Source organism: Streptomyces sp. R21, assembly GCF_041051975.1.
Classification (GTDB): Bacteria; Actinomycetota; Actinomycetes; order Streptomycetales; family Streptomycetaceae; genus Streptomyces.
Genome location: NZ_CP163435.1, coordinates 9,519,730 through 9,541,372 on the forward strand (window position 1 = coordinate 9,519,730; position 21,643 = coordinate 9,541,372).

A 21,643-nucleotide genomic window follows, 5' to 3' on the forward strand; every position below is an offset into this window, starting at 1 on the left:
GAATGGGTGCATGAGGGGTTGTTGGAACGTTTTTCCGTCCCTATATTCACTGCGCATCGGCCTCAGAGCCGCGACGTCCCCCTCCGCTCGGCCCATCCCCAGACGACGGAGTCGCATCATGGTCCGAACCCCCACTGGTCCCGAACGCGCGGAACAACCCATCCCATGGCGGTTGTGGAAGGTCGCGGCCCTGTCGGGCATGGCCTCCTACCTCGACGCCGCTCTCATCGTCAGCATCGCCGTCAACCTGGCCATCTACCGGGACAGTTACGACATGGGCGTGTGGATGGCGGGCGCGATCAGCGCGATCGTCACCGGCTGCATCGCGGTCGGCTCCCTCGTCGGCGGACGGCTGGCCGACATGTTCGGGCGCCGCCGTGTCTACAACTGGGACATCTTCTGCTTCGCGCTGGGCGCGGTCGTCATCACGCTGGCGCCCAACGACATCGTGCTCTTCGTCGGCGTGCTCGTGGCGGGGCTCGCGGCCGGTGCCGATCTGCCGACCTCCCTCGCCGTGGTCTCGGACGCCGCACCCGCCGACGGCCGGGCGCGTCTGGTGTCCTTCACGCAGGTCATGTGGGTGGCGGGCATCGTCGTCGTCATCTTCCTCGGCTATCTCCTGTCGGACACGGGCATGACCGGGGCGCGGTGCATCACCGGCCATCTGGCCATCGCCGCACTGGTCACCTGGCAGCTCCGCTCCCGGCTCGACCTGGCCGACGAGCCGTCGGACGCGGAGGTGGCCCAGGAGGCGGCCGTGCTGGCCGCCCCGCGCGGCACCGAGCTGAAGAACGTGTGGAACCGCGCCGCGCTGCTGCCGATGGCCGCGACCTTCGCCTACTACGTCACCTGGGGCGTCGGCGCCAATACCTTCGGCCAGTTCGGCACCTATCTGCTGGTCACGGTCAGCGGCGCCTCGCAGAGCCTGGCCACCGGGATCAACCTGGCGTTCCTCCCCATCGCGCTGGTGCTGACCTTCGTCTTCGTCCGGATCGCCGACACCCCGTTGCGCGACCGGCTGTTCTACGTGTTCACGGTCGTGCAGATCATCGCCTTCTGTATCGCCTCCCTCACGGCCGGCGCCCTCGTCGGCATGCTCGTCTTCTTCGTGCTCTACCAGATCTCCAACCCCTTCGCGGGGGAGGCCAGTTACAAGGTGTGGTCGCAGCTCACGCTGCCCCCGGACACCCGCGGCACCACCCAGGGCCTCACCTACGCCGTCTCGCGGGGAGTCTTCGCGGGCGTCGCGTTCGTCACGCCCGCCCTGATGGACTACAGCGCCTCCATCCTGCTCTGGTCGATCACCGCCTGCATGGCGGCGTCGGCGGTCGCGGGCGCGTACGTCATCCGTGTCCTGGTTCCGCGTTCGTCCGGCGTCGCCGCCGCCCGCCCCGACCTGAGGATCGCCCCGACCTGAGCCGACCCGGCCCTCACCCGACCTCACAAGGAGCACCAGCCATGGCCACGATCGCCCCCGCCGGCCGCGCCGCCGAACGGACCGCCCGCGTGCGCGAGTTGCTTCCCCCCGTCGCTCGCCGCCCCACCCGGATCGGACTGGTCTCCGGCGGACTCGGCACGTACTGGCCGCAGTTCCCCGGACTGCTGCCGCAGTTGCAGGAGTCCGCCGGATACGTCGCCGAGCGCTTCCGGGGAATGGACGCGGAGGTGACCGACGCCGGATTCATCTCCGACGCACAGGAGGGAGCGGAGGCCGCCGAAAAGCTGCGCCGGGCGGACTGCGACCTGATCGTGCTGTTCCTGACGACGTATCTGACCTCGTCGATGGTGCTGCCGATCGCACAGCGCTCGCACACCCCGGTCCTGGTCATCGACCTCCAGCCGTCCGAGCGGATGGACCACGCGTCCTTCGACACCGGGGCCTGGCTGGCCTACTGCGGACAGTGCCCCGTGCCCGAGGTCGGCAACGTGTTCCGTCGCGCGGGCATCCCCTTCCGGTCGGTCTCGGGGTGGCTGCGCCAGGAATCCGCCTGGCGGCGCATCGAGCAGTGGATCCGCGCCGCCCACGTCCGCGCCGCGCTGCGGCATGCCCGGCACGGCCTGATGGGGCACCTGTATCCCGGCATGCTCGACGTGTCGACCGACCTGACCCTGCTGCCCTCGGCCTTCGGCTCGCATGTGGAGGTGCTGGAGTTCGACGACCTGCGCCACCGCGTCGAGACGGTGACCGAGGCGGAGACCCGCGAGCGCATGGCGCTCGCCCGCCAGGTCTTCACCCTCGACAAGAGCGTGGTGGACGAGGACTTCGCGTGGGGTGCGACCGTGTCGGTCGCCCTCGACCGGCTGGTCGAGGACTACGGGCTCGACACCCTCGCGTACTACCACCGCGGTCTCGACGGAGAACTGCACGAGCGGCTCGGCGCCGGCATGATCCTCGGCGCCTCGCTGCTCACCGCCCGGGGAGTGCCCGCGGCCGGCGAGTACGAACTGCGCACCAGCGTCGCCCAGTTGGCCTCGCAGAGCGTCGGCGCCGGGGGCTCCTTCACCGAGATCCAGGCCCTCGACTTCGAGGACGGTGTCGTGGAGATGGGTCACGACGGTCCGGCCCACCTCGCCGTCAGCGCCCGCGACCCGCTGCTGCGCGGGCTGGGCGTCTACCACGGCAAGCGCGGCTGGGGGGTGAGCGTCGAGTTCGACGTCCAGCACGGCCCCGTCACGCTGCTGGGCCTCGGGCAGGACGCCGACGGCAGCCTGTGCTTCATCACCTCCGAGGGCACCGTCGTACCGGGTCCGCTGCTGGAGATCGGCAACACCACCAGCCGCGTCGACTTCGGCCGGGACCCGGGGGAGTGGGTGGACGCGTGGAGTGCTACGGGCGTCGGCCACCACTGGTCGCTCGGACTCGGCCACCACACGGCCGACTTCAGGGCCGCCGCGAGCCTGCTCGGTATCGATCACCGGGAGGTGTGACCGAAGCCGGGACCCCCTGGGCGGGGTCCCGGCGACGAGCTGCCGTACGGGGAACGAGAGGGCTCAGGTGCCGACGTAGGCCGCGAGGTGCTCGCCCGTGAGAGTCGAGCGGGCGGTGACCAGGTCGTCGGGCGTGCCCTCGAAGACGACCTTGCCGCCGTCGTGGCCGGCGCCCGGGCCGAGGTCGATGATCCAGTCGGCGTGTGCCATGACGGCCTGGTGGTGTTCGATGACGATGACCGACTTGCCGGCGTCGACGAGCCGGTCGAGCAGGCCGAGCAACTGCTCGACATCGGCGAGATGCAGGCCGGTGGTCGGCTCGTCGAGGATGTAGACACCGGCCTTGTCACCCATGTGGGTGGCGAGCTTGAGCCGTTGCCGTTCACCGCCGGACAAGGTGGTGAGGGGCTGGCCGAGGCTGAGGTAGCCGAGCCCGACGTCGACGAGCCGTTCGAGGATCTTGTGCGCGGCGGGGATGCGGGCCTCGCCGGTGGCGAAGAACTCCTCGGCCTCGGTCACCGGCATGGCGAGCACCTCGCTGATGTCGCGCCCACCGAGGTGGTAGTCCAGCACCGATGCCTGGAACCGCCTGCCCTCGCATTCGTCGCAGGTGGTGGCGACTCCGGCCATCATCGCGAGGTCGGTGTAGATGACGCCGGCGCCGTTGCACGTGGGGCAGGCGCCCTCGGAGTTGGAGCTGAACAGCGCCGGCTTCACGCCGTTGGCCTTGGCGAACGCCTTGCGGATGGGCTCCAGCAGTCCTGTGTACGTTGCCGGGTTGCTCCGTCGCGAGCCGCGGATCGGGGTCTGGTCGATGGACACCACACCCTCACCGGCGGGGATCGACCCATGGATGAGCGAGCTCTTTCCGGAGCCTGCGACACCCGTGACGACGGCAAGCACCCCGAGCGGGATGTCCACGTCGACGTCCCGCAGGTTGTTCGCCGTCGCGCCGCGGATCTCCAGCGTGCCGGTGGCCTTGCGCACCGTCTCCTTGAGCGAGGCCCGGTCGTCGAAATGGCGCCCCGTGACGGTGCCGCCGGTCCGCAGCCCCTCCACGGTGCCCTCGAAGCAGACGGCGCCGCCCGCCGTACCGGCGCCCGGGCCGAGGTCGACGACGTGGTCGGCGATGGCGATCGTCTCCGGCTTGTGCTCCACGACAAGCACGGTGTTGCCCTTGTCGCGCAGGCGCAGCAGCAGGCCGTTCATGCGCTGGATGTCATGGGGGTGCAGCCCGATCGTCGGCTCGTCGAAGACGTAGGTGACATCGGTGAGCGAGGAGCCGAGGTGGCGGATCATCTTGACGCGCTGCGCCTCACCGCCCGAGAGCGTGCCCGCGGGGCGGTCGAGGCTGAGATAGCCGAGCCCGATCTCGACGAACGAGTCGAGAGTCTGCTGCAAGGAGGCGAGGAGCGGCCCGACGGACGGTTCGTCCAGGGTCCGCACCCACTCGGCGAGATCGCTGATCTGCATCGCGCAGGCGTCGGCGATGCTGATCTTCTTGATCTTCGAGGACCGAGCCCCCTCGCTGAGCCGGGTGCCGTCGCACTCCGGGCAGGTGGTGAAGGTGACCGCCCGGTCCACGAACTCCCGGATGTGCGGCTGCATGCCCTCCTTGTCCTTGGAGAGCATCGACTTCTGGATCCGCGGGATCAGACCCTCGTAGGTCATGTTGATGCCCGCGATCTTCATCCTGGTCGGCTCGCGGTGGAGGAAGTCCTGCAGCTCCTTCTTGGTGAACTTGCGGATCGGCTTGTCCGGGTCGTAGAAGCCGGACTCGCTGTAGAGCCGGGAGTTCCAGCCGCCGCCCTTGTAGCCGGGGACGGTGATCGCGCCCTCGTTGAGCGACTTGCTGTCGTCGAAGAGCTGCGTGAGGTCGAGATCGGTGACCGTGCCCCGGCCCTCGCAGCGCGGACACATGCCGCCGGTGATGCTGAAGCTGCGACGCTCCTTCACGGTCTCCCCGCCGCGCTGCACGGTGACCGCCCCCGCTCCGCTGATCGAGGCGACGTTGAAGGAGAACGCCTTGGGCGAGCCGATGTGCGGCTTCCCGAGCCGGCTGAACAGGATGCGCAGCATCGCGTTGGCGTCGGTGGCGGTGCCGACCGTGGAACGCGGGTCGGCGCCCATCCGCTGCTGGTCGACGGTGATCACGGTGGTCAGCCCGTCGAGGACATCGACCTCGGGCCGCGCCAGCGTGGGCATGAAGCCCTGCACGAAGGCGCTGTACGTCTCGTTGATCATCCGCTGCGACTCCGCGGCGATCGTGCTGAACACCAGGGAGCTCTTGCCCGAGCCGGAGACGCCGGTGAACACCGTGAGACGGCGCTTGGGGATCTCGACGCTGACGTCCTTGAGGTTGTTCTCACGCGCACCGTGCACGCGGATCAGATCGTGGCTGTCGGCAACGTGCGGCTCGGGCGACTGCGTGTCGGTCCTGGTGGCCCTGCTCATCGTGTCTCCATCCGGGAGCCGGCGCGAAGGGTGATGTCCATGACGGTCACGCTAGCCGCGGCTCGGGGGTCCTCGCTTCTCGAATCCTGATCGGTCCGCTCACCTGCTTCGCCACGCACGGCGACGGGCCGTCCAGGGGCGCACTCCGACCGGCCTCAGGGCTGGTCGTACCAGGCGAATGCCGAGATCCGCCAACCCTCCGAGGTACGGACGAACTGGATGGTCTTGGTCCCGTCACCCTCGTACGGCTCACCGTCCAGGATCCCGGACTTGCTGTACGTGCCCACCCGCGACGCGATGTCGCCCACGATCTCGGTCCGCTCGGAGGTCTCCCACTCGGAGAACTCGACCAGCCGGCCGTCCGACAACAGCCGCTCGCGAGGCTCGATGAACTCGTCCACGGTGTAGACAGTGAACGCCGGCCCGGTCATGACGATCACACCACCGGGAAGCACCAGCCGCCGGATCCGGGCCACGTCGGCCGTCTTGCCGCCCCGGTTGTCAAAGGCGCCGAAGAACTCGGCGGTCACCTCGTCGATCTCCGTCTTGGACATGGCGGGACGGTAACACCGAAGGGGCGCGGGAGGTTTGGACGGGTGCCCCGCGTGAGGGACGGCGGCCCGGACGGGCATCAGGTGACCCCGTCCGGCGAGTCGAGCGCGGTCATGACGGCGGTCAGGCAGCGCCGCACCGGGCCGAGCGTGACCAGGCCGCTGCCCGCGCCCGCGAGTTCGGCCTCGGCAGGGAGCAGGGCGGCGCGGGACCCGCATCAGTACGCCCTGGTCGCCGAGCTCCACGGCCACCACCGCTTGCAGGCAGCACAGCACCTCGTACATCAGGTCCGCGGGCGGCTCCGGCAGGGCGCGCAGGGCAGCCCCCGCCTCGGCGCGATCGCCGGTGCCCAGCAGGGCGAGCGGAGTGACCCAGGGACGCGGCACGTCGCCGCCGACCTCGCGGCCGACCACACCGTCATCTGCCCCGACCTGCGCGGCTACGGCGCAGGCGACAAGCCCGCCGACGCCGACGGGACCACGTATGCCAAGCGCACGATGGCCGCCGACATCGTCGCCCGGGCCCGCGCCCTCGGGCACCGGCGGTTCGCACTGATCGGCCATGACCGCGGGGCCCTGGTCGCCTTCCGCGCCGGACTCGACCACCCGGCGGCGCTCACCCACCTGGCCTGCCTGGACGTCCTGCCGACCCTGGACATGTGGAACGTCATGCACGGCACCACCGCCGCGGTCGGGTTCCACCTCTATCTGATGGCCCAGCCCCCGGGACTACCCGAGCGCATGATCGCGGCCGACCCGGACGCCTTCTTCGGCCGCTTCCTCGACATCTGGACCAACACCCCGCAGGCCATTCCGGGTGACATCCGCGCCGCCTACCTGGACGCCTGCCGCACCGCGGTGACCTCCATCGTCGCCTACTACCGGGCCTCCGCCCACATCGACGTCGACCACGACCAGGCCGACCGGGACGCCGGCAACCGGCTCCGGATGCCGGTCACGGTCCTGCAGCGGGACTGGGGCGCCGCCTTCGGCTTCGACGCCCACGCCCTCTGGAAAGCCTGGGCGCCGGACCTCACCCACACCGCCGGCACCTGCGGACACTTCATGGCCGAGGAAGCTCCCGAGGAGGTCGCCACCGCCCTTCGTCGACTCCTGCTCCGGTGAGCGCGCGGCTTGGACAGGCGGCGGGAGCGGTCAGTATTACCCTGAAAGGGTTAATACGTCCCTGGAGTGATCGATGTCCCGAAAGCGCCCCATGGACGATGCCGACGAGCTGCTGGCCAGACTCGGGTCCCTGACCGCCCAGGCACGCGAGCGCGCTGTACTGCAGCGCTCCCAGGTCGAGCTGGCCATCGCCCTGCAGCGCGGCATGCTTCCCGGCGAGCTGCCCGCCACCCCCCGCTTCCGCCTGGCCGCCCGCTATGTGCCCGCCTTCAACGGACTCAATGTGGGCGGCGACTGGTACGACGCCTTCGTGCTGCCCGACGGCCGCATCGGGCTGTCCATCGGCGACGTCCAGGGCCACAACATCGAAGCGGCCGCGTTCATGGGCCAGGTGCGGGTCGGACTGCGTGCCCTGGCCTCCGTCACGAGTGAACCGGGAGAACTCCTCGCCCGGACGAACGACCTGCTCCTGTCCCTCGGCACCGAACTCTTCGCCACCTGCGTCTTCATGCGGCTCGACCCGTCCACCGGAGTACTGGAGAGCGCGCGGGCCGGACACATCCCCTGCGTCTGGGCCACGGCGGACGGCAGGTCCGGCATCGCGGAGGACGAGGGGGGCCCACCGCTCGGCATCCAGGAAGGGGCGGAGTACCCGATGACCCGGTACCGGCTCACCACCGGCGGAGTGTTCGTCCTGCTCACGGACGGCGTGGTGGAGGGGCCCGCGCTGACGGTCGACGAGGGGCTCGACCACGTGGTGCGCCTGGCGGGCATCGCGGCCGTCGCGGGTATGGACGCGGGCTCGCTGGCCGCCGCCGTGATCAAGGTCTCCGAGCTGGTGGGACACGAGGACGACGCCGCTGTGCTCGTCCTGGGCGACGAGGGCCCGGACGTGCGGCCGTAGCGCGGGCCCAGGGCCTCTCGCCTCGCCGACCCGGCGGCCTCGGTGTCTGATGGCAGCTGTGGTGCGTACTCAGGATCTCCGCCGGCTGGTCGCCTTCGGCCTCCAGACGCTGGCGATCGCCGTCTGTTACTACGCGGCGGGGCGCCTCGGCCTGCTGCGGCAGCTCGTCGTCGAGGACGCGGTGTTCACCCCCATCTGGCCGCCCACCGGCATCGCGCTCGCCTGTCTGCTGATCTTCGGATTGCGCTCCTGGCTTGGTATCGCACTGGGCGCCCTCCTAGTGATCATGTCCCTCACCTCGCTCCGGCCCGCCGTGCTCGGCACCCTGGCGGGCAACACCGCCGCCCCGGTCTGCTCGTACCTGATGCTGCGCGGGGTCGGGTTCCGCACCGATCTCGCCCGACTGCGGGACGGTCTGGCGCTGGTGTTCCTGGGAGCGCTGACCGGCATGCTGATCAGCGCGACCGTGGGCGTCGGGACCAACGTCCTCACCGGCAAGCTCGCCGCACAAGACTTCTGGCCCGTCTGGCTGGCCTGGTGGGTGGGCGACGCGATGGGCGTCCTGATCGTCACTCCGATCCTGCTCCTGCTGTACCGGGCGCGCTGGCCTCCGAACCTGTCGCGATGGAAGGAGGCCCTGGGGCTGACCCTCCTCGCCTGCGTCCTCGTTCCGCTCGCCACCCGCAGCCCGATCAGCATGCTGTTCCTCGTCTATCCCCTGCTCATCCTGGCGGCGCTGCGCTTCCAGCTCGTCGGGAGCACGCTGATCGCCCTGGTCACCTCCGTGCTGGCGACCGTCGCCGCGACGGACGGGATCGGCCCGTTCGAAGGGCTGACACGCGTCGAGGTGATGATGAAGCTCCAGGCCTTCAACGGAGCCATGGCCCTGACCGCCCTCCTCCTTTCGGCGGTGATCACTGAGCAGCTCAACACCAGACGCTCGGTCGAACGGGCCTGCCAGGAGCTGGTCGAGGTCCTGGAACATCTCACCGCGGGGGAGAACCCACCGGGCGATCCGCCCGTGGAAGAGGCACCGTGACGGCGGGCCCGGTGCTGCCACCGGGCCCGCTCCGGCTGACGCCGCCCTACGGCGGACGAACCGTCAGTTCTCGCGCTCGGTCCGCGTCTCCTGCGCCTCGGCGGGCTCCTGGCCGGCCTTGCCGACGACGGCGTGCGCCATCTCGGCCGCGCTGGACAGCAGCGTCCCGGCCTTACCGTACGAGGCGTCCTTGGTCAGATAACTGCGGGAGCCGAGATAGGAGTAGTCCTTCTCGTCGAAGACCCACTCGGTCCGGATGCCGTAGCGCGTGTCGTCGCGGGCGATGCCGAGGCCCTGGCGGCCGATCGCGTCGCGCGCCTTCGGAGCCGGGGTGACACCCGGGATCTTCGCCGCGGCCCGGTAGAAGGCGGCGGCCGTCCGGGGCGGCATCACACCGCCGAGCATGGACCCGATCTGCTCGAAAACGGCCTGGTCGCGCTCCCGGCCCTGCGCGTTCGGGGTCTTGGCGTACAGCTGGGCCAGCAGCTTGTCGGGGTCGGTGGGCAGGGAGCTGAGCCACTGATAGGTGGGCCGACTGAAACCGGCGGGTGTGCCCTTGGTGTCACCGAGATCGGCGTTGAAGGCGCCGGTCTCGCCGTCCTCCCGGAACAGGCCCTGCTTGAGCAGGGGGCCCGGCTCCTGCGCGATCCACTTCTCATAGTCCCGCAGTGGACTGACGACGGCCTTCCCCGTGGTCAGGTCGGCCTCGCGGATCTTCTCGCGGGTGTAGACGAACTGGTCGTCCCGCACGGTCGGGGTGTCCCGCTTCCCCGCGGCGGTGGAGATCCGGTCGAGGAGGGCCGCGGCGGGCTGCATGTCGGTGGCCGCGCCGTGCGACGCGGCGCCGGTGGGCTTCCCGTCGTTGCCGGACAGAGCGATCCCCGCGGTCAGCGCGCCGGCCAGGGCCAGCGCGGTCGCCGGCGCAAGGAGCGCCGGCCGAAGCAGCCGGCGGGCCGGCCGGGTGGGGGCGGCCTGGTCGCGGTCGATGTGATGCATCAGCAGATCCTTGTGACGAAGGTGCTGCTCGTGCGGAAGGTCCCAGTCGGCCGGGGCCGGCAGCAGGCGGGCGATCTCTTCGCGGTCGCCGTGCCGCTCCGGGGACGCGGAGTCGGTCTTGTCATTCATGTGAGCTCCTCCCGCACGGGCAGGGCCGCGATTGCGGCCGCACTTGTCATCTCTCCGCGAGCACTGCGCGGTTCCAGGTTTTCGTCCGCCAGCCGGGCGAGCTTCTTGCGGGCACGCGACAGGCGCGAACGTACGGTGCCGACCGCGATGCCCAGAGCCTCAGCCGTCTGCTGGTAGTCCAGACCGGACCACACGCACAGGGCGAGCACCTCGCGCTCCTGGCGTCGCAGCCTGCCCAGGGCGGCCTGCACGGCACGCAGGCGCCGCGCGTCGTCGATGCGCCCGGCCATCTCGTGCGCGAAGTCCGCCACTTCGCCCGGCCTGGGCTGACGCGCCAGGAACAGCTGCCGTCGGCGCACGCTCCGGCGGGCGTTGTCCGCCTTGTGCGTGGCGATGCCCAGCAGCCATGGCAGCAGCGAACCGCCGTCCTCCAGCACCCGCGCGCGGGTACGCCACGCGGCCAGGAACGTCTCGGACATGATCTCTTCGGCCGTCGACCAGTCGCCGGTCAGCCGCAATCCGTGGTTGTACACCGCGCGGGCGTACTCCTCGTACAGCTGGGCGAACGCCTCGCGGTCCCCCTCGCGCACACGGCGGCGCACATCGTTCTCTGAGTCCCTCACAACCACTTCTCTCCACGGCACGGGAGGAGTTCCTGTGGCCTGTGTCACGCACCGGGACGTACGGCCCTTCGAGGTGAGCGATGCTACGGCGGGGGCCGCCCCCCGGCCGCATGGTGGAGCCAGCACCCCCCTCGGTTCGGGAGTACACATCATCGTGCTGGAGAGCGGGCGACGGCATCGTTGCACCCAGCTGATCCCCAAGGGTCAACGCCCGCCCTCCGGAAGGAAACCGCCATGAACGCGCTGCTCTCGTCGATGCCGAGAACGGTGTCGCAGACGCGGCGTCAGGAACCGGCGGAGACCGCGGCGGACGCGACCGACGCCCCTCGGACCCCGGCCGGTGCCGGCGGCCCGCTCGCTTCCTTCGCCCGGTTCGTCCTGTGCGGCGGAGGCGTCGGGGTCGCCTCAAGTGGAGCCGTGGCGTTGACCGCTGAGCTGATGCCGTGGGTGCTGGCGAACGCGCTGATCACGATCGCGTCCACGCTCCTGTGCACGGAGCTCCACGCACGGTTCACCTTCGGGGCCGGGCGGCGTGCCGGATGGCGACAGCACTGGCAGTCCGCGGGATCGGCCACGGCCGCGTACGGGGTGACCTGCGCCGCGATGTTCGTACTGCACCTGGTGCAGCCGTCGCCCGGGATGGTCAGGGAGCAGGCCGTCTATCTCAGCGCGGCCGGGCTCGCCGGAATCGGACGCTTCCTGGTGCTGCGCCTGTACGTCTTCGCCACCCACCGGACCCGGTCCCCGGAGCGGACGACGAACCCGGCACGGATCAAGTCGGCGACCGTACCGGCCCCTTCGTCGCTCCCGGCCCCGGCACACCCGAGCCGCACAAGGACCATCTGCCGCCAAGAACGCACGCGGAGCGGCGAGTTCAGCAGCCGCTGCCTGTCGGGACGAACTCGAAGCGGGCGTGCCGGTCAAGGCCGACCGCGTCGTCGTACGTCGTGCGGCTGACCCGGTACCAGACGTCGTCCTTGGCGGCCTTGCCGTCCACGTCGTCCAGGCTCACGCACCACTTCTCCGTGCGGATGACGCGCTGATAGGTCTCGGTGCCCCGACGGATCTTCCTGCAGTCCTGATGGCGCTCGGTGGTGTACCAGGTGCGGGTCTTCGCCCGGGTGCCCGTTCCGCTGCGCTGCGTGTGCTTGACCCGCCTCGTGGTGGACGTGCACGTGCTGACCGTGTGCGGCCGGGTGGCCCTGACCGTCTTCGCGGGGAGATGACGGACGCTGTCGCGAAGCCCGGCGACGCTGTCCGCCCGCGACTCGGAGCCCTGGAGCTCATTACTGCCCTGGCTGCCTTTCCCACCAGCAGCCCCCTCCGCTCCGGTCCCACACGCGCCGAGCGCGGCCATGAGCACAACGGCCGCCGCGGCAACGGCCAGGCGTCGCTTCCCGAACATGTCTCCCCTTGCGATCACTGGATGCATTTCCACTCTCTGTGAAGCCGTACGGGCGCGCCCGGCAAGCCGCCGGACGCGCCCGCTGTACTGCGGCAGTTACTACCTCGCGGCCGTCACCTGGAGCGGTGTGAGGTCCGGGCTCGGCGCGAGCTGGGCGGCGCCGGGCGGGGGCTGGGCGGCTGTGGTCTTGGGCGCGGCGCCCTTGTAGTACGACGTGTAGGCGTAGTGGGTGCCCACGCCGATGGCCGCGCCGATCTTGGGGATGACGGACGAGTCGACCGAGCCCGTGCCGCCGAAGACGGCCACGTGGTACATGCTCGACGACATCCGCATCAGGTACCGCTTGGTGTCGTACGACAGCGAGGTGACGTCGGTCCACAGCAGTGGACCGTCGGTGCTCATCGCCGAGGAGGCGGACACCCCGCCGCGCCAGCTGTCCACGGAGGCCACCGCGGCGTTCGACGGAAGCGACCACCAGAAGTCGGCGAGCCGCATGGCGTTCGACTGGGGTGTGCCACCGGCGACCCGGTAGTAGTGGTACGTGCTGGGCCAGTTCGGCATCTTGCCGGCGTTGTACGCCTTGGCCAGCGCCGACTCGGCGTCCGTCCCCACCGTGATGATCTTCGTGGTGCTCGGGCTGTACTTGTTGAGGTATCCGTAGACCGACGGAGTCATGGTCCTACCGTCGGTCAGCAGGACGGTCGCGGTCCCGGAGCTGCCCAGTGCGCCCGCGGCCGAACTCGCTGCGAGGGCGTTGTGGTAGTCCGTGCCGGTGGCGAGGAAGACGTACTTCGGTGAGCTGGTGATGGTCTTGGCCACGGCCACCGAGGTGGAGTAGCGCGAGACGTCGGACAGCCGCTTGGCCACGTACCCGAGCGAGGTCACCTTGGACGCCACCGTGCTGCTCAGGATGCTGGTGCCACCGATCAGATAGACCGTCCTGCCCTGCGGCAGCATGCGCTTGAGCTCGGTCTGCACCGAGGAGTCCAGGCCCGTGCCGGAGGTCATCAGCACCGGCCCGCGCTTCTTGCCCGCCAGCGACGTCGCGGTGGTGGCGTATGCCGAGTCGGACTTGCTGATGAGCACGGCCGCGCCGGCGGCGGTCAGGCCGGGCGCGCTCTGGCCGACCGTGTTCCAGGTCCACTTGGACGCGGCGATGTTGCCGTCGTAGACGTCGGAGCCGTAGACACGGGAGATCACGTTGTCACGGAGCGGCTGCCAGGCCACGTCGGTGCCGTTGCCCTGGGGCACCTTCGCCACCGTGCCTGTGCCGAGGTCGAGGATCCGCAGCTGCGGGCCGCTGGGGCCGGTGTCCGGGCTGCCGGTGACGTAGATGTCGTACGCGATCCGGTTGCCCTGCGGCGACCAGGCGGGCCGGTTGTGGCTGTAGTCGCCCTTCGTGACCTGGGTCAACCCGGTGCCGTCGGTCTTGACGGTGAAGATCTGCTTGTGCCCGTCGACGGACCGGGTGAAGGCCACCGCTCCGCCGTCCGGGGACATGCTCGGGTCGTTCGCGTCGCTCGCCAGCTTGGTGAACCCGCCGGTCCGGCCGTTGTAGACCCAGACGGCCGGGGTGCCCGCGGTGGCGCAACCCGTTCCCGTGCGGACGAAGGCGAGCATGCCGTTCACCGCGCCGCTCGGCTGCGAGTCGCAGCCGTCGACATCGGTGCCGAACAGGGCCTTCGGCGGGCGGGTGCCGTCCGCGGCGGTCACCCGAAGGCGGCTGCCGGCTGTGAAGACGATGTCACCGCCGCCGTACCAGAACGTCGGATCGGCCGGATGCCAGCCGCTGCCCGACGGCATGGTGATGTCGACGCCGGTGTCCTCCGAGTCGGCCCACGCCGTACGGATGTGGTCGTCGTAGTGGTTGACGAACACGACCTGGCTGCCGTCGGCGGACCAGGCGCCCTGGTCTCCCGTCGGATAGAACTGGGACGAGGAGGACCCATCAGGATTGATGAGGCCCATCTGCCCGCCGCCGTCCGTGTACAGCAGCTTCCCGGCGGTGGCTGGCCAGCTGCCGGTGTCGGCCGTCGCCGGCCCCGGCAGCGCGGCGATGAGGCCCGCCGCGAGCACGGCGGCGGTGATGAGCGCCGCGGGTCTGCGGCGCGTACGCGTGTTCAAGGTGCCCCCACAAGTGAATGAACGTTCGCCGGGCCTGTCCCCACAGGTGAACGGACGGCGTCACGTTCGTCTCCACGGCAGCGGCGCAACCTTAGTGGCAGGCCCTCCCACCTGTGAAGACAGGGTCGATCAACCGTGCTGCTCGTGACCTCGCGCGATACCTCCCGTGCAGCCCGGCCCTTCCAGCCCGTGATGCCGGGTGGCCGTCTGTTCATCGGATGAGTGCATGGCCCCGAACGGGGGCGTCCTCTCACGCGATCCGGTGCACGCGTGGCGGCCGCCGTGCCGCTGGGGCGGGCCGCGCGTTGCACAGCGGCATGAACGGCACTTCCATCACGTCGGGATACGTACGCCTGGAGCGCGCGGGGGGCCACCCGCCGCATGCCGACCTCACGGCGTCGAGCAGACCGGACACTCCGATCTACGCCGGACTGGTCGCCGACTGGCGGGCCAGGGGCCGGACGGTTCCGGGCAGGCCGGGGCCGTGGCCCGGGGATCTCTCCGCCGGCGGTGAACCATGGCCACGCTGAGCAGGCCCGGCCGTGTCCTGCCGCTTCCGCCCCGCGTTCATGGCCTGCGGCCGCGCCGGGGGCGGACCATCAGGGCGTCCACCTTGTTCCGGTGCCTGGTCGGGTGCCTGCGCCGATGGCGGCGGTACGGGGCGCGGGATCCGCTGGCGGAACTCGTGCGGACGGCTGAGAACCTGCACTACGGCGGCGGAGAACGATGACATCCACCCGCGTGGTCCGGGGTGGGGGAGAGCCGAACCGGCGGTTCGCCGGATCTGGCTGCACGTTTCGGCTACGTTCTGTGATGATCTGGCCAGTCGAACACGACTGCGCCGACTGCCGGTCCCGGGGGGACCATGGATGTACCGGGGACACTGGATGAGTGATGCGGGCCGGAGCCGGTCCGGAACGGCACAGCGAACGGAACGGGCGGAGGCGGTCCTCTGATGAGTGCAGCCGGATCCTTGCGAACCGATTCCGACGAGCCGGGCCCCGGGACGTCCAGGCCGAGCGGACTGCTGGACGTGCTGGGCATGGCGGCGGTGGTGCTCGGCCCCGACGGACGCATCGTGCTGTGGAGCGCGCAGGCCGAGGAGCTGTTCGGCTACGCCGCCGAGGAGGCGCTGGGTCAGTACGCGGGGCGGCTGATGGTCCGCGAACAGCACCGGGGCCTGGTGGTGAAGCTGTTCGAGCGGGTGATGGACTCCGGTGAGGGCTGGGCCGGAGCGTTTCCCGTCCTCCACAAGGACGGCACCACACGGCTGGTGGAGTTCCGCAACACGCCGCTCGTGGACGACCGTGGAGTCCGCCACGCCCTGAGCCTGGCCACGGACCGTGGCACAGTGCGCCAGGTGGAGCGCGGGCTCGCGCTCTCGGCGCAGATGGTCTCGCAGTCCCCGATCGGCCTGGCGGTCCTCGACACCGATCTGCGGTACGTGACCGTCAACCCGGCGCTGGAACGGATCAACGGAGTGTCCGCTGCGGAACACCTCGGCCGATCGAGCCGGGAGGTCCTGCCGTTCCTCGACGTCGACGCCATCGAGAGCTCCCTGCGCCGGGTGCTGGACACCGGAGTTCCCCTCGTCGACCAGCAGGCCGTCGGCCGCACCCCGGCCGATCCGGACCACGACAGCGCCTGGTCGGTCTCCTTCTACCGCCTGGAGGACGCCGTCGGCACCGTCCTGGGCGTGGCCATCTCGGTGGTCGACGTCACCGAGCGGTATCTCGCGGGCATCGAGGCCGACCGGGCCCGACGCCGACTGGCGCTGATCGCCGACGCCTCGGCCCGCATCGGCACCACCCTCGAACTCGACCAGACCGCACGCGAGTTGGCCGACGTCGCCGTCCCCGAACTGGCGGACATCGCGGCCGTGGACCTGCTGGACGACGTCCTGCAGGGGCGCCGCGCCCATGTGCTGCCCACCGGCCCGGTCGTCATCCGCGCCCTCGCCGTCAAGGCCGGCCACCCCACCGAGGCGCTCCGCGCCGCCGACCCGCCCGGCCACGTCGCCCGCTACGCGGCCGACCGCCTGGTCACCCAGTGCGTGCACACCGGCCGACCCGTCATCGTGCGCCACGTCGAGGACCAGGACCTGCCGCGCATAGCCCGCGACGAGGAGGCGGCCACCCTGCTGGCCAGGGCGGGTGTCCACTCGTATCTCGCCGTGCCGCTGACCGCCCGCGGGGAGGTCATCGGTGCCCTGGACCTCAAACGCACGCGGAACCCGCTGCCCTTCAGCGACGACGACCTCGTCCTGGCGCGGGAGCTGGCCGCCCGCGCGGCGGTGCAGATCGACAACGCCCGCTGGTACCAGAGCGCGCGGACCACCGCCGTCACCCTCCAGCGCAGCCTGTTGCCCGGCAGCCCGCCCTCCACCGTCGGCCTGGAGGTCGCCTCCCGCTACCAGCCGGCCGACGCCGCCAGCGAGGTCGGCGGCGACTGGTTCGACCTCATCTCCCTGGAGGGCGACCGGACCGCGCTCGTCGTGGGGGACGTGATGGGCAGCGGCATCAGCGCCGCCGCCACCATGGGACGCCTGCGCACCGCGACCAGCACCCTCGCCTCACTCCAGCTCGAACCGGCCCGGCTGCTCGAACACCTCGACAAGATCACCGCCGGGCTGGACCACTACATCGCCACCTGCATCTACGCCGTGTACGACCCCCATCTGCGGCAGGTCCAGATAGCAAACGCCGGCCATCTGCCGCCCGCCCTGGTCCGCGCCGAGGGCCCCTCGGAGCTGCTCGACCTGCCCACCGGTGCGCCCCTGGGCGTGGGCGGCGTCGCCTTCTCCACGACCACGGTCACGTTCGAACCGGGAGATCAGCTCGTGCTGTACACCGACGGGCTCGTCGAGACACGGCAGCACTCACTCGATGAGCGCCTCGCCACCTTCCTGGGCCTCCTGGACGACCCGAGCCGCCCCCTGGAAGCCCTCTGCGACCGGCTCCTGAGAACCCTGCGCCGTCCGGACAACCACGACGACGTGGCCCTCCTCGTCGCCCGGGCGCGGGACTGGTCGGCGGGCGTCGCCTAGAGGGCGACGAAGCGGACGGTCACCGTGCTGCCCTCCGGTAGCGCGCGAGGAGGGCGGCGCCGGCCTGCTCGGCCGACAGGCACTCCAGATACGCGGGCGGGCCACCGGCGGGGAAGAGCCGCTCGCCGGTGCCGAGGAGGGTGGGGAAGGTCAGCAGCCGGTACTCGTCGACCAGGTCCTCGGCCATCAACGCGTGGACGACGCTCAGGCTGCCGGCGACGATCACATCGCGCTGTTCACGCTTGACCGCGTCGACGAGGTCGCCGTCGACGATCCGCGAGTTCCCCCACGCCGACGTGTCGGTCAGGGACCGGGTGGCGACCAGCTTCGGTACGGCGTTCATCCGCGCCGAGAACGGGTCGTCGCGTGTCGGCCACAGCCGCGAGAACAGCTCCCACGTGGTACGCCCCAGCAGCAGGACGCCGTCGTCCAGCGTGCTGCCGAGCCGGAACTTGTCCCCGCCCGCCGTCCCGGGCCCGTGCCGGAACGCCCAGCCGCCGGTCGGCGTTCCCCCGGCCCCGTCCGGGTCGGACACGATGCCGTCCAAGGTGATGAACTGAATGACGATGACGCTCATGAGGTGGGTCCTTTCGATCGATGCTCACCGGTACATACCGGCGGCACCGGCCCCACTCATCGCGGCCGGTGAAATTCCTCCGAAGAAATCTCCCGAGGCAGGTCGAAGGCGTCGAAGACCCGCGGATCGGCGAACACGACGTTGCGCGTGACGCGGCCGCCGGTGACCGTGAGGACCTGGAGCGTGTGCAGCCGGTGCCTGCCGCCGGGCTCGGGCGCGTACGCGGCGAGGGCGGGCTGCCCGTTGGCGGTGAGATACCGCGTGCCCCAGCCCGTCCCGCGCATCCGGAACACGCGGTCCATGAACAGCCCGTAGTCGCGACTGCTGCGGTACCACAATGGCACCGGCGGCATTTCCAGCACCGCCTCGTCGGTGAGGAGCCGCACGAGCGCGGGGACGTCGGCCGACTCGAACGCCCGCAGATAGCGCTGGACCACCGCGCGCACCCCGGCATCGTCCGGCTCCGTGACCTCGTCGACGCCGCCCTCGTCCGCGAGAGCGGCACGGGCCCGCTGCAGCGTGCTGTTGACAGCCGCCGCCGTCGTCCCGAGTTGCTCGGCGACCTCGGCGGCGCTGAACTCCAGCACCTCACGCAGTACGAGTACGGCCCGCTGACGCGGCGGCAGGAACTGCATCGCCGCAACCAGCGCGAGCCGCAGATCGGTCCGCACCTCCGTGTCGAACCGGGCATCCGGAAACGGCTGCAGCCACGGCACGTCGAGAGCCGGCGTGAGTGGTGCCTCAGGATCCGCGCTCGGCGCGCCCAGCCCGGACGGCAACGGCCGCCGCGCGCGCCCCTCCAGCGCGGTCAGACACACGTTGGTCGCGATGCGGTAGAGCCAGGTCCGTACGGACGCACGCGTGCCGTCGTACCGGTCGCGGGCCTTCCAGGCGCGCAGCATCGTCTCCTGGACCAGATCCTCGGCCTCGTGGAACGAGCCCAGCATCCGGTAGCAGTACGCCACCAGCTCACCTCGGTACGGCTCGAAGTCCACGCACTCATAATGGCGTACAGGGTGACCGAGGTGCCGGTGAGAGCCTCGCGTCAGTGGCGCGACGCGGGGGAGGCGAAGTCGCCGCGCAGGATGCTGTAGCGCACGAGATCGCGCCACTGTCCGTCGCGGAACACGACGCTGCGGTGCACGCCCTCGCGGGTGAATCCGGCCTTTTCCAGGGCACGTTGCTCGGCGGTGTTGCCCACCTCGGTGTCCGCCTCGATCCGCTGCACGAGGGTGTGGGCGAACAGGTAGTGGACCAACTGCCGCTGTGCCTCGGTGCCCACGCCCTTGCCGCGTGCGTCCGGCAGGAGGCCGATGCCGACGTTCCAGTAGAACGTGCTGCGGGTGACGACGACCTTCCGCCAGGCGACGAAACCCAGCTGCTCGGTGTCGCGTACGACCATCAGATGACCCGAGTCGTCGGTGAGCAGTCCGTTCTCCGCCCACAGACGGCGCCAGCGGCCGGTCTCCGACCAACCGAACCACTGGAAGGGCCCGGAGACCTCCGGTTCCGTTCGGAACCGGTCCATGACGGGCAGGTCGTGTTCGGCGACGGGGCGCAGGGTCACATGATCGACGCTCATACGTCGCAAGCTTAGGCTGCCCGTCCGGGCCGGCGTCGTGGCCCGCACCGGAGCCCAACGCCGTTGGGGGAGTGGCCGGTTGGGCGGCCGTCCGCATGATCGCGGCGTGGCGTGCGCCGCGCCGATCGGGAAGGATGCTGCGCGTGCGGCCGAGCACCGCATCGAAGCCCTCATGGAATGGAGCGCGCAGATGACCTCTCCGGGTCCCCAAGACCTCGTCGTCACCCAGGCCTCACTCGACGACTGGCCGGTGATCAGCGGCTGGGCGGCGGACGAGGGGTGGAACCCCGGACTGTCCGACGGCCCGAGCTTCTTCGCCCAGGACCCCGGAGGTTTCTTCCTCGGCCGCATCGACGGGGAGCCGGTCTCGGCGATCTCCGTCGTCAACTACGGCGGCGACTACGCCTTCCTGGGCTGCTACCTCGTACGCCCCGACCTGCGCGGCCGCGGCTACGGCCTCGCCACCTGGAAGGCAGCCCTCGCCCACGCGGAAGGCCGGACCATCGGCCTCGACGGTGTCGTCGCCCAGCAGTCCAACTATCGTCAGTCCGGCTTCGAACTCGCCCACCGCACCATCCGTTTCAACGGCACCGCGCCCGCGGGGGAGGCGGATCCCGAAGTGCGGCCCGCCCAACCGGCCGACCTCGACGCGCTCACGGCGTACGACAGCGCCTGCTATCCCGCGGACCGCCCGCTCTTCCTGCAGCGGTGGCTGACCGGCGCCGGCCACCGGGCCTTCCTCCGCCGCACCGAAGGACGCGTCACCGGCTACGGCGTCATCCGGCCCGCCCGCGACGCACTGCGCATCGGCCCGCTGTTCGCCGACACCGCCGAGGACGCCCAGGCCCTCTTCACCGCGCTGACCGCCGACGCCACCGGGAGCGAGGTCGCCATCGACATCCCCGAGACGAACGCCGCAGGGATCGCTCTCGTCGAGAAACTCGGCTTCACACCGTCCTTCGAAACGGCCCGCATGTACACCGGACCGGTCAGGCCGTTCGCCTCGGAGCGCGTCTTCGGCGTGACCACCCTCGAACTCGGCTAGGAGGAGTGAACCGGCCTGCCCCACGGGGTTGGTGACCGGCGGCGATCAGGCCGGATCCTTCGGTCTGCTGTCAGCAGATCCCCCTGGGCGCATGGTCGTCGCGGTGCTTGGGTGGCGGGATGGAGATCCTGGTTCTGGGCGGAACGGCATGGGTGGGCCGGGAATTGTCCCGGCAGGCGCTGGCGCGCGGTCATCGGGTGACGTGTCTGGCGCGTGGCGAAAGCGGCGAAGTCGCCGACGGAGCGGTGCTGGTGGCCGCTGACCGGCGCGATCCCTCGGCATATGATCCGCTGCTCGACCGGGCATGGGACGCGGTGGTCGAGGTGTCGTGGCAGCCGGGGTTCGTCCGTGCGGCGCTCGACGCTCTGGGGAAGCGGGCCGGGCACTGGGTCTACGTCTCTTCGGTGAGCGCCTATGCCTCCCACGCCGTGCTGCACGCGGACGAGTCCGCTGCCCTCCTGCCGCCGACCGACCGGAGCGAGGTCGACCGCGCGGTGTACGGCGAGGCGAAGGTGGCGTGCGAGCAGGCGTCGACGGCGGTCGTGGGGGATCGTCTGCTGATCGCTCGCGCCGGTCTCATCGGCGGCCCGGGCGATCACAGTGGCCGCTCCGGCTACTGGGTGGCCCGTGCCGCACGCGATCCGCGCGGGCCGCTGCTCGTTCCCGACGCGCCGGCCGTTCCGACCCAGGTGGTCGACGCGCGGGACCTCTCCGCCTGGCTGCTGGATGCCGCGGAGACGGGGCGCGTCGGCACCTACAACGCCGTCGGCCCCGTCGTCCCCCTCGGGGAGTGGATCGAGCTGTCGCGCACCCTGGGCGGGCACACCGGCCCGGTGGTCGCCGCCGACCCGGCGTGGCTGCTGGCGAACGGGGTGGCCCAGTACATGGGGGCCGAGTCCCTGCCGATGTGGCTGGCCGAGCCGGGCTGGGAAGGGTGGTCGGCCCGCAGCGGGGCCGCGGCGCGGGCCGCGGGACTGCGTCATCGACCCCGCGCGGAGTTGCTCGCGGACACGCTGCGCTGGGAACGCGAACAGGGCCTGGAGCGGACCAGGCGAGCGGGCCTCAGCGCACCGCGCGAACGCGAGTTGCTCGACGCCCTCGGCTGACGGGGTCGG

General features: G+C 70.8%; 17 protein-coding genes and 1 pseudogene. 9 read left to right on the forward strand and 9 right to left on the reverse strand.

Features of this window, described 5'->3' with window-relative positions; genetic code table 11:
* The first annotated feature begins 118 nt into the window (after positions 1–118).
* A complete protein-coding gene (locus tag AB5J56_RS42625; protein WP_369241471.1) occupies positions 119–1,417 on the forward strand; it encodes an MFS transporter in 1,299 nt (432 codons plus the stop codon).
* 41 nt (positions 1,418–1,458) lie between these two features.
* Positions 1,459–2,928 (forward strand): arabinose isomerase, encoded by a 1,470-nt coding sequence (locus AB5J56_RS42630; protein WP_369241473.1) that lies wholly within the window; start codon positions 1,459–1,461, stop codon positions 2,926–2,928.
* A gap of 63 nt (positions 2,929–2,991) precedes the next feature.
* Here the strand turns inward: AB5J56_RS42630 and AB5J56_RS42635 are convergent, their stop codons facing one another.
* Both AB5J56_RS42635 and AB5J56_RS42640 read right to left on the reverse strand, forming a co-directional pair.
* Positions 2,992–5,382, reverse strand: a complete 2,391-nt coding sequence (locus AB5J56_RS42635) for an ATP-binding cassette domain-containing protein (RefSeq protein ID WP_369241475.1) — start codon at positions 5,380–5,382, stop codon at positions 2,992–2,994.
* Positions 5,383–5,537: 155 nt separating this feature from the next.
* Entirely contained in the window at positions 5,538–5,936 is a 399-nt protein-coding gene (locus tag AB5J56_RS42640) for a DUF4440 domain-containing protein (protein WP_369241477.1), read from the reverse strand.
* Positions 5,937–5,978: 42 nt separating this feature from the next.
* Between AB5J56_RS42640 and AB5J56_RS42645 the strand changes: the two genes are divergently transcribed.
* The 3 genes from AB5J56_RS42645 (at position 5,979) to AB5J56_RS42655 (ending at position 9,001) form a co-directional block, all read left to right on the forward strand.
* Entirely contained in the window at positions 5,979–7,058 is a 1,080-nt protein-coding gene (locus AB5J56_RS42645) for an alpha/beta fold hydrolase (protein WP_369241479.1), read from the forward strand.
* 73 nt (positions 7,059–7,131) lie between these two features.
* Positions 7,132–7,962 (forward strand): PP2C family protein-serine/threonine phosphatase, encoded by an 831-nt coding sequence (locus AB5J56_RS42650; RefSeq protein ID WP_369241481.1) that lies wholly within the window; start codon positions 7,132–7,134, stop codon positions 7,960–7,962.
* A gap of 49 nt (positions 7,963–8,011) precedes the next feature.
* Positions 8,012–9,001 carry an MASE1 domain-containing protein gene (locus AB5J56_RS42655; protein ID WP_369241483.1) on the forward strand — a complete coding sequence of 330 codons (990 nt, stop codon included), beginning with the start codon at positions 8,012–8,014 and terminating at the stop codon, positions 8,999–9,001.
* A gap of 63 nt (positions 9,002–9,064) precedes the next feature.
* Here the strand turns inward: AB5J56_RS42655 and AB5J56_RS42660 are convergent, their stop codons facing one another.
* Together AB5J56_RS42660 and AB5J56_RS42665 are read right to left on the reverse strand one after the other, a co-directional pair.
* Positions 9,065–10,126 (reverse strand): CU044_5270 family protein, encoded by a 1,062-nt coding sequence (locus tag AB5J56_RS42660; RefSeq protein WP_369241485.1) that lies wholly within the window; start codon positions 10,124–10,126, stop codon positions 9,065–9,067.
* Positions 10,123–10,728, reverse strand: a complete 606-nt coding sequence (locus AB5J56_RS42665) for an RNA polymerase sigma factor (protein ID WP_369243121.1) — start codon at positions 10,726–10,728, stop codon at positions 10,123–10,125. Before AB5J56_RS42665 ends, AB5J56_RS42660 begins: the two co-directional genes overlap by 4 nt.
* Before the next feature lie 255 nt (positions 10,729–10,983).
* Here AB5J56_RS42665 and AB5J56_RS42670 point away from each other — a divergent pair.
* A pseudogene (locus AB5J56_RS42670) lies at positions 10,984–11,478 on the forward strand (GtrA family protein); the annotation flags it as partial.
* A gap of 145 nt (positions 11,479–11,623) precedes the next feature.
* Here the strand turns inward: AB5J56_RS42670 and AB5J56_RS42675 are convergent.
* Complete coding sequence (locus tag AB5J56_RS42675; protein WP_369241487.1) at positions 11,624–12,154, reverse strand: hypothetical protein; 531 nt, start codon at positions 12,152–12,154, stop codon at positions 11,624–11,626.
* 99 nt (positions 12,155–12,253) lie between these two features.
* Complete coding sequence (locus tag AB5J56_RS42680; RefSeq protein WP_369241489.1) at positions 12,254–14,278, reverse strand: cell wall-binding repeat-containing protein; 2,025 nt, start codon at positions 14,276–14,278, stop codon at positions 12,254–12,256.
* Positions 14,279–15,233: 955 nt separating this feature from the next.
* Here AB5J56_RS42680 and AB5J56_RS42685 point away from each other — a divergent pair.
* Positions 15,234–17,324: a SpoIIE family protein phosphatase gene (locus tag AB5J56_RS42685; RefSeq protein WP_369241491.1), complete on the forward strand. Its 2,091-nt coding sequence runs from the start codon at positions 15,234–15,236 to the stop codon at positions 17,322–17,324.
* Positions 17,325–17,343: 19 nt separating this feature from the next.
* On the opposite strand, the gene AB5J56_RS42690 is transcribed toward AB5J56_RS42685, so the two are convergent.
* Genes AB5J56_RS42690 through AB5J56_RS42700 form a run of 3 tightly spaced genes read right to left on the reverse strand, consistent with a single transcriptional unit; the run spans position 17,344 to position 19,483 of the window.
* Entirely contained in the window at positions 17,344–17,901 is a 558-nt protein-coding gene (locus AB5J56_RS42690) for a dihydrofolate reductase family protein (RefSeq protein WP_369241492.1), read from the reverse strand.
* Positions 17,902–17,957: 56 nt separating this feature from the next.
* Positions 17,958–18,896: a sigma-70 family RNA polymerase sigma factor gene (locus AB5J56_RS42695; protein WP_369241494.1), complete on the reverse strand. Its 939-nt coding sequence runs from the start codon at positions 18,894–18,896 to the stop codon at positions 17,958–17,960.
* Positions 18,897–18,946: 50 nt separating this feature from the next.
* A complete protein-coding gene (locus AB5J56_RS42700; protein WP_369241496.1) occupies positions 18,947–19,483 on the reverse strand; it encodes a GNAT family N-acetyltransferase in 537 nt (178 codons plus the stop codon).
* 190 nt (positions 19,484–19,673) lie between these two features.
* Here AB5J56_RS42700 and AB5J56_RS42705 point away from each other — a divergent pair, with 190 nt between their 5' ends.
* Positions 19,674–20,528 (forward strand): GNAT family N-acetyltransferase, encoded by an 855-nt coding sequence (locus AB5J56_RS42705; protein WP_369241498.1) that lies wholly within the window; start codon positions 19,674–19,676, stop codon positions 20,526–20,528.
* A 119-nt stretch (positions 20,529–20,647) separates the two neighbouring features.
* The gene (locus tag AB5J56_RS42710; RefSeq protein WP_369241500.1) at positions 20,648–21,634 is read left to right on the forward strand and encodes an NAD-dependent epimerase/dehydratase family protein; all 987 of its coding nucleotides are present in this window, start codon (positions 20,648–20,650) and stop codon (positions 21,632–21,634) included.
* Positions 21,635–21,643: the final 9 nt, after the last annotated feature.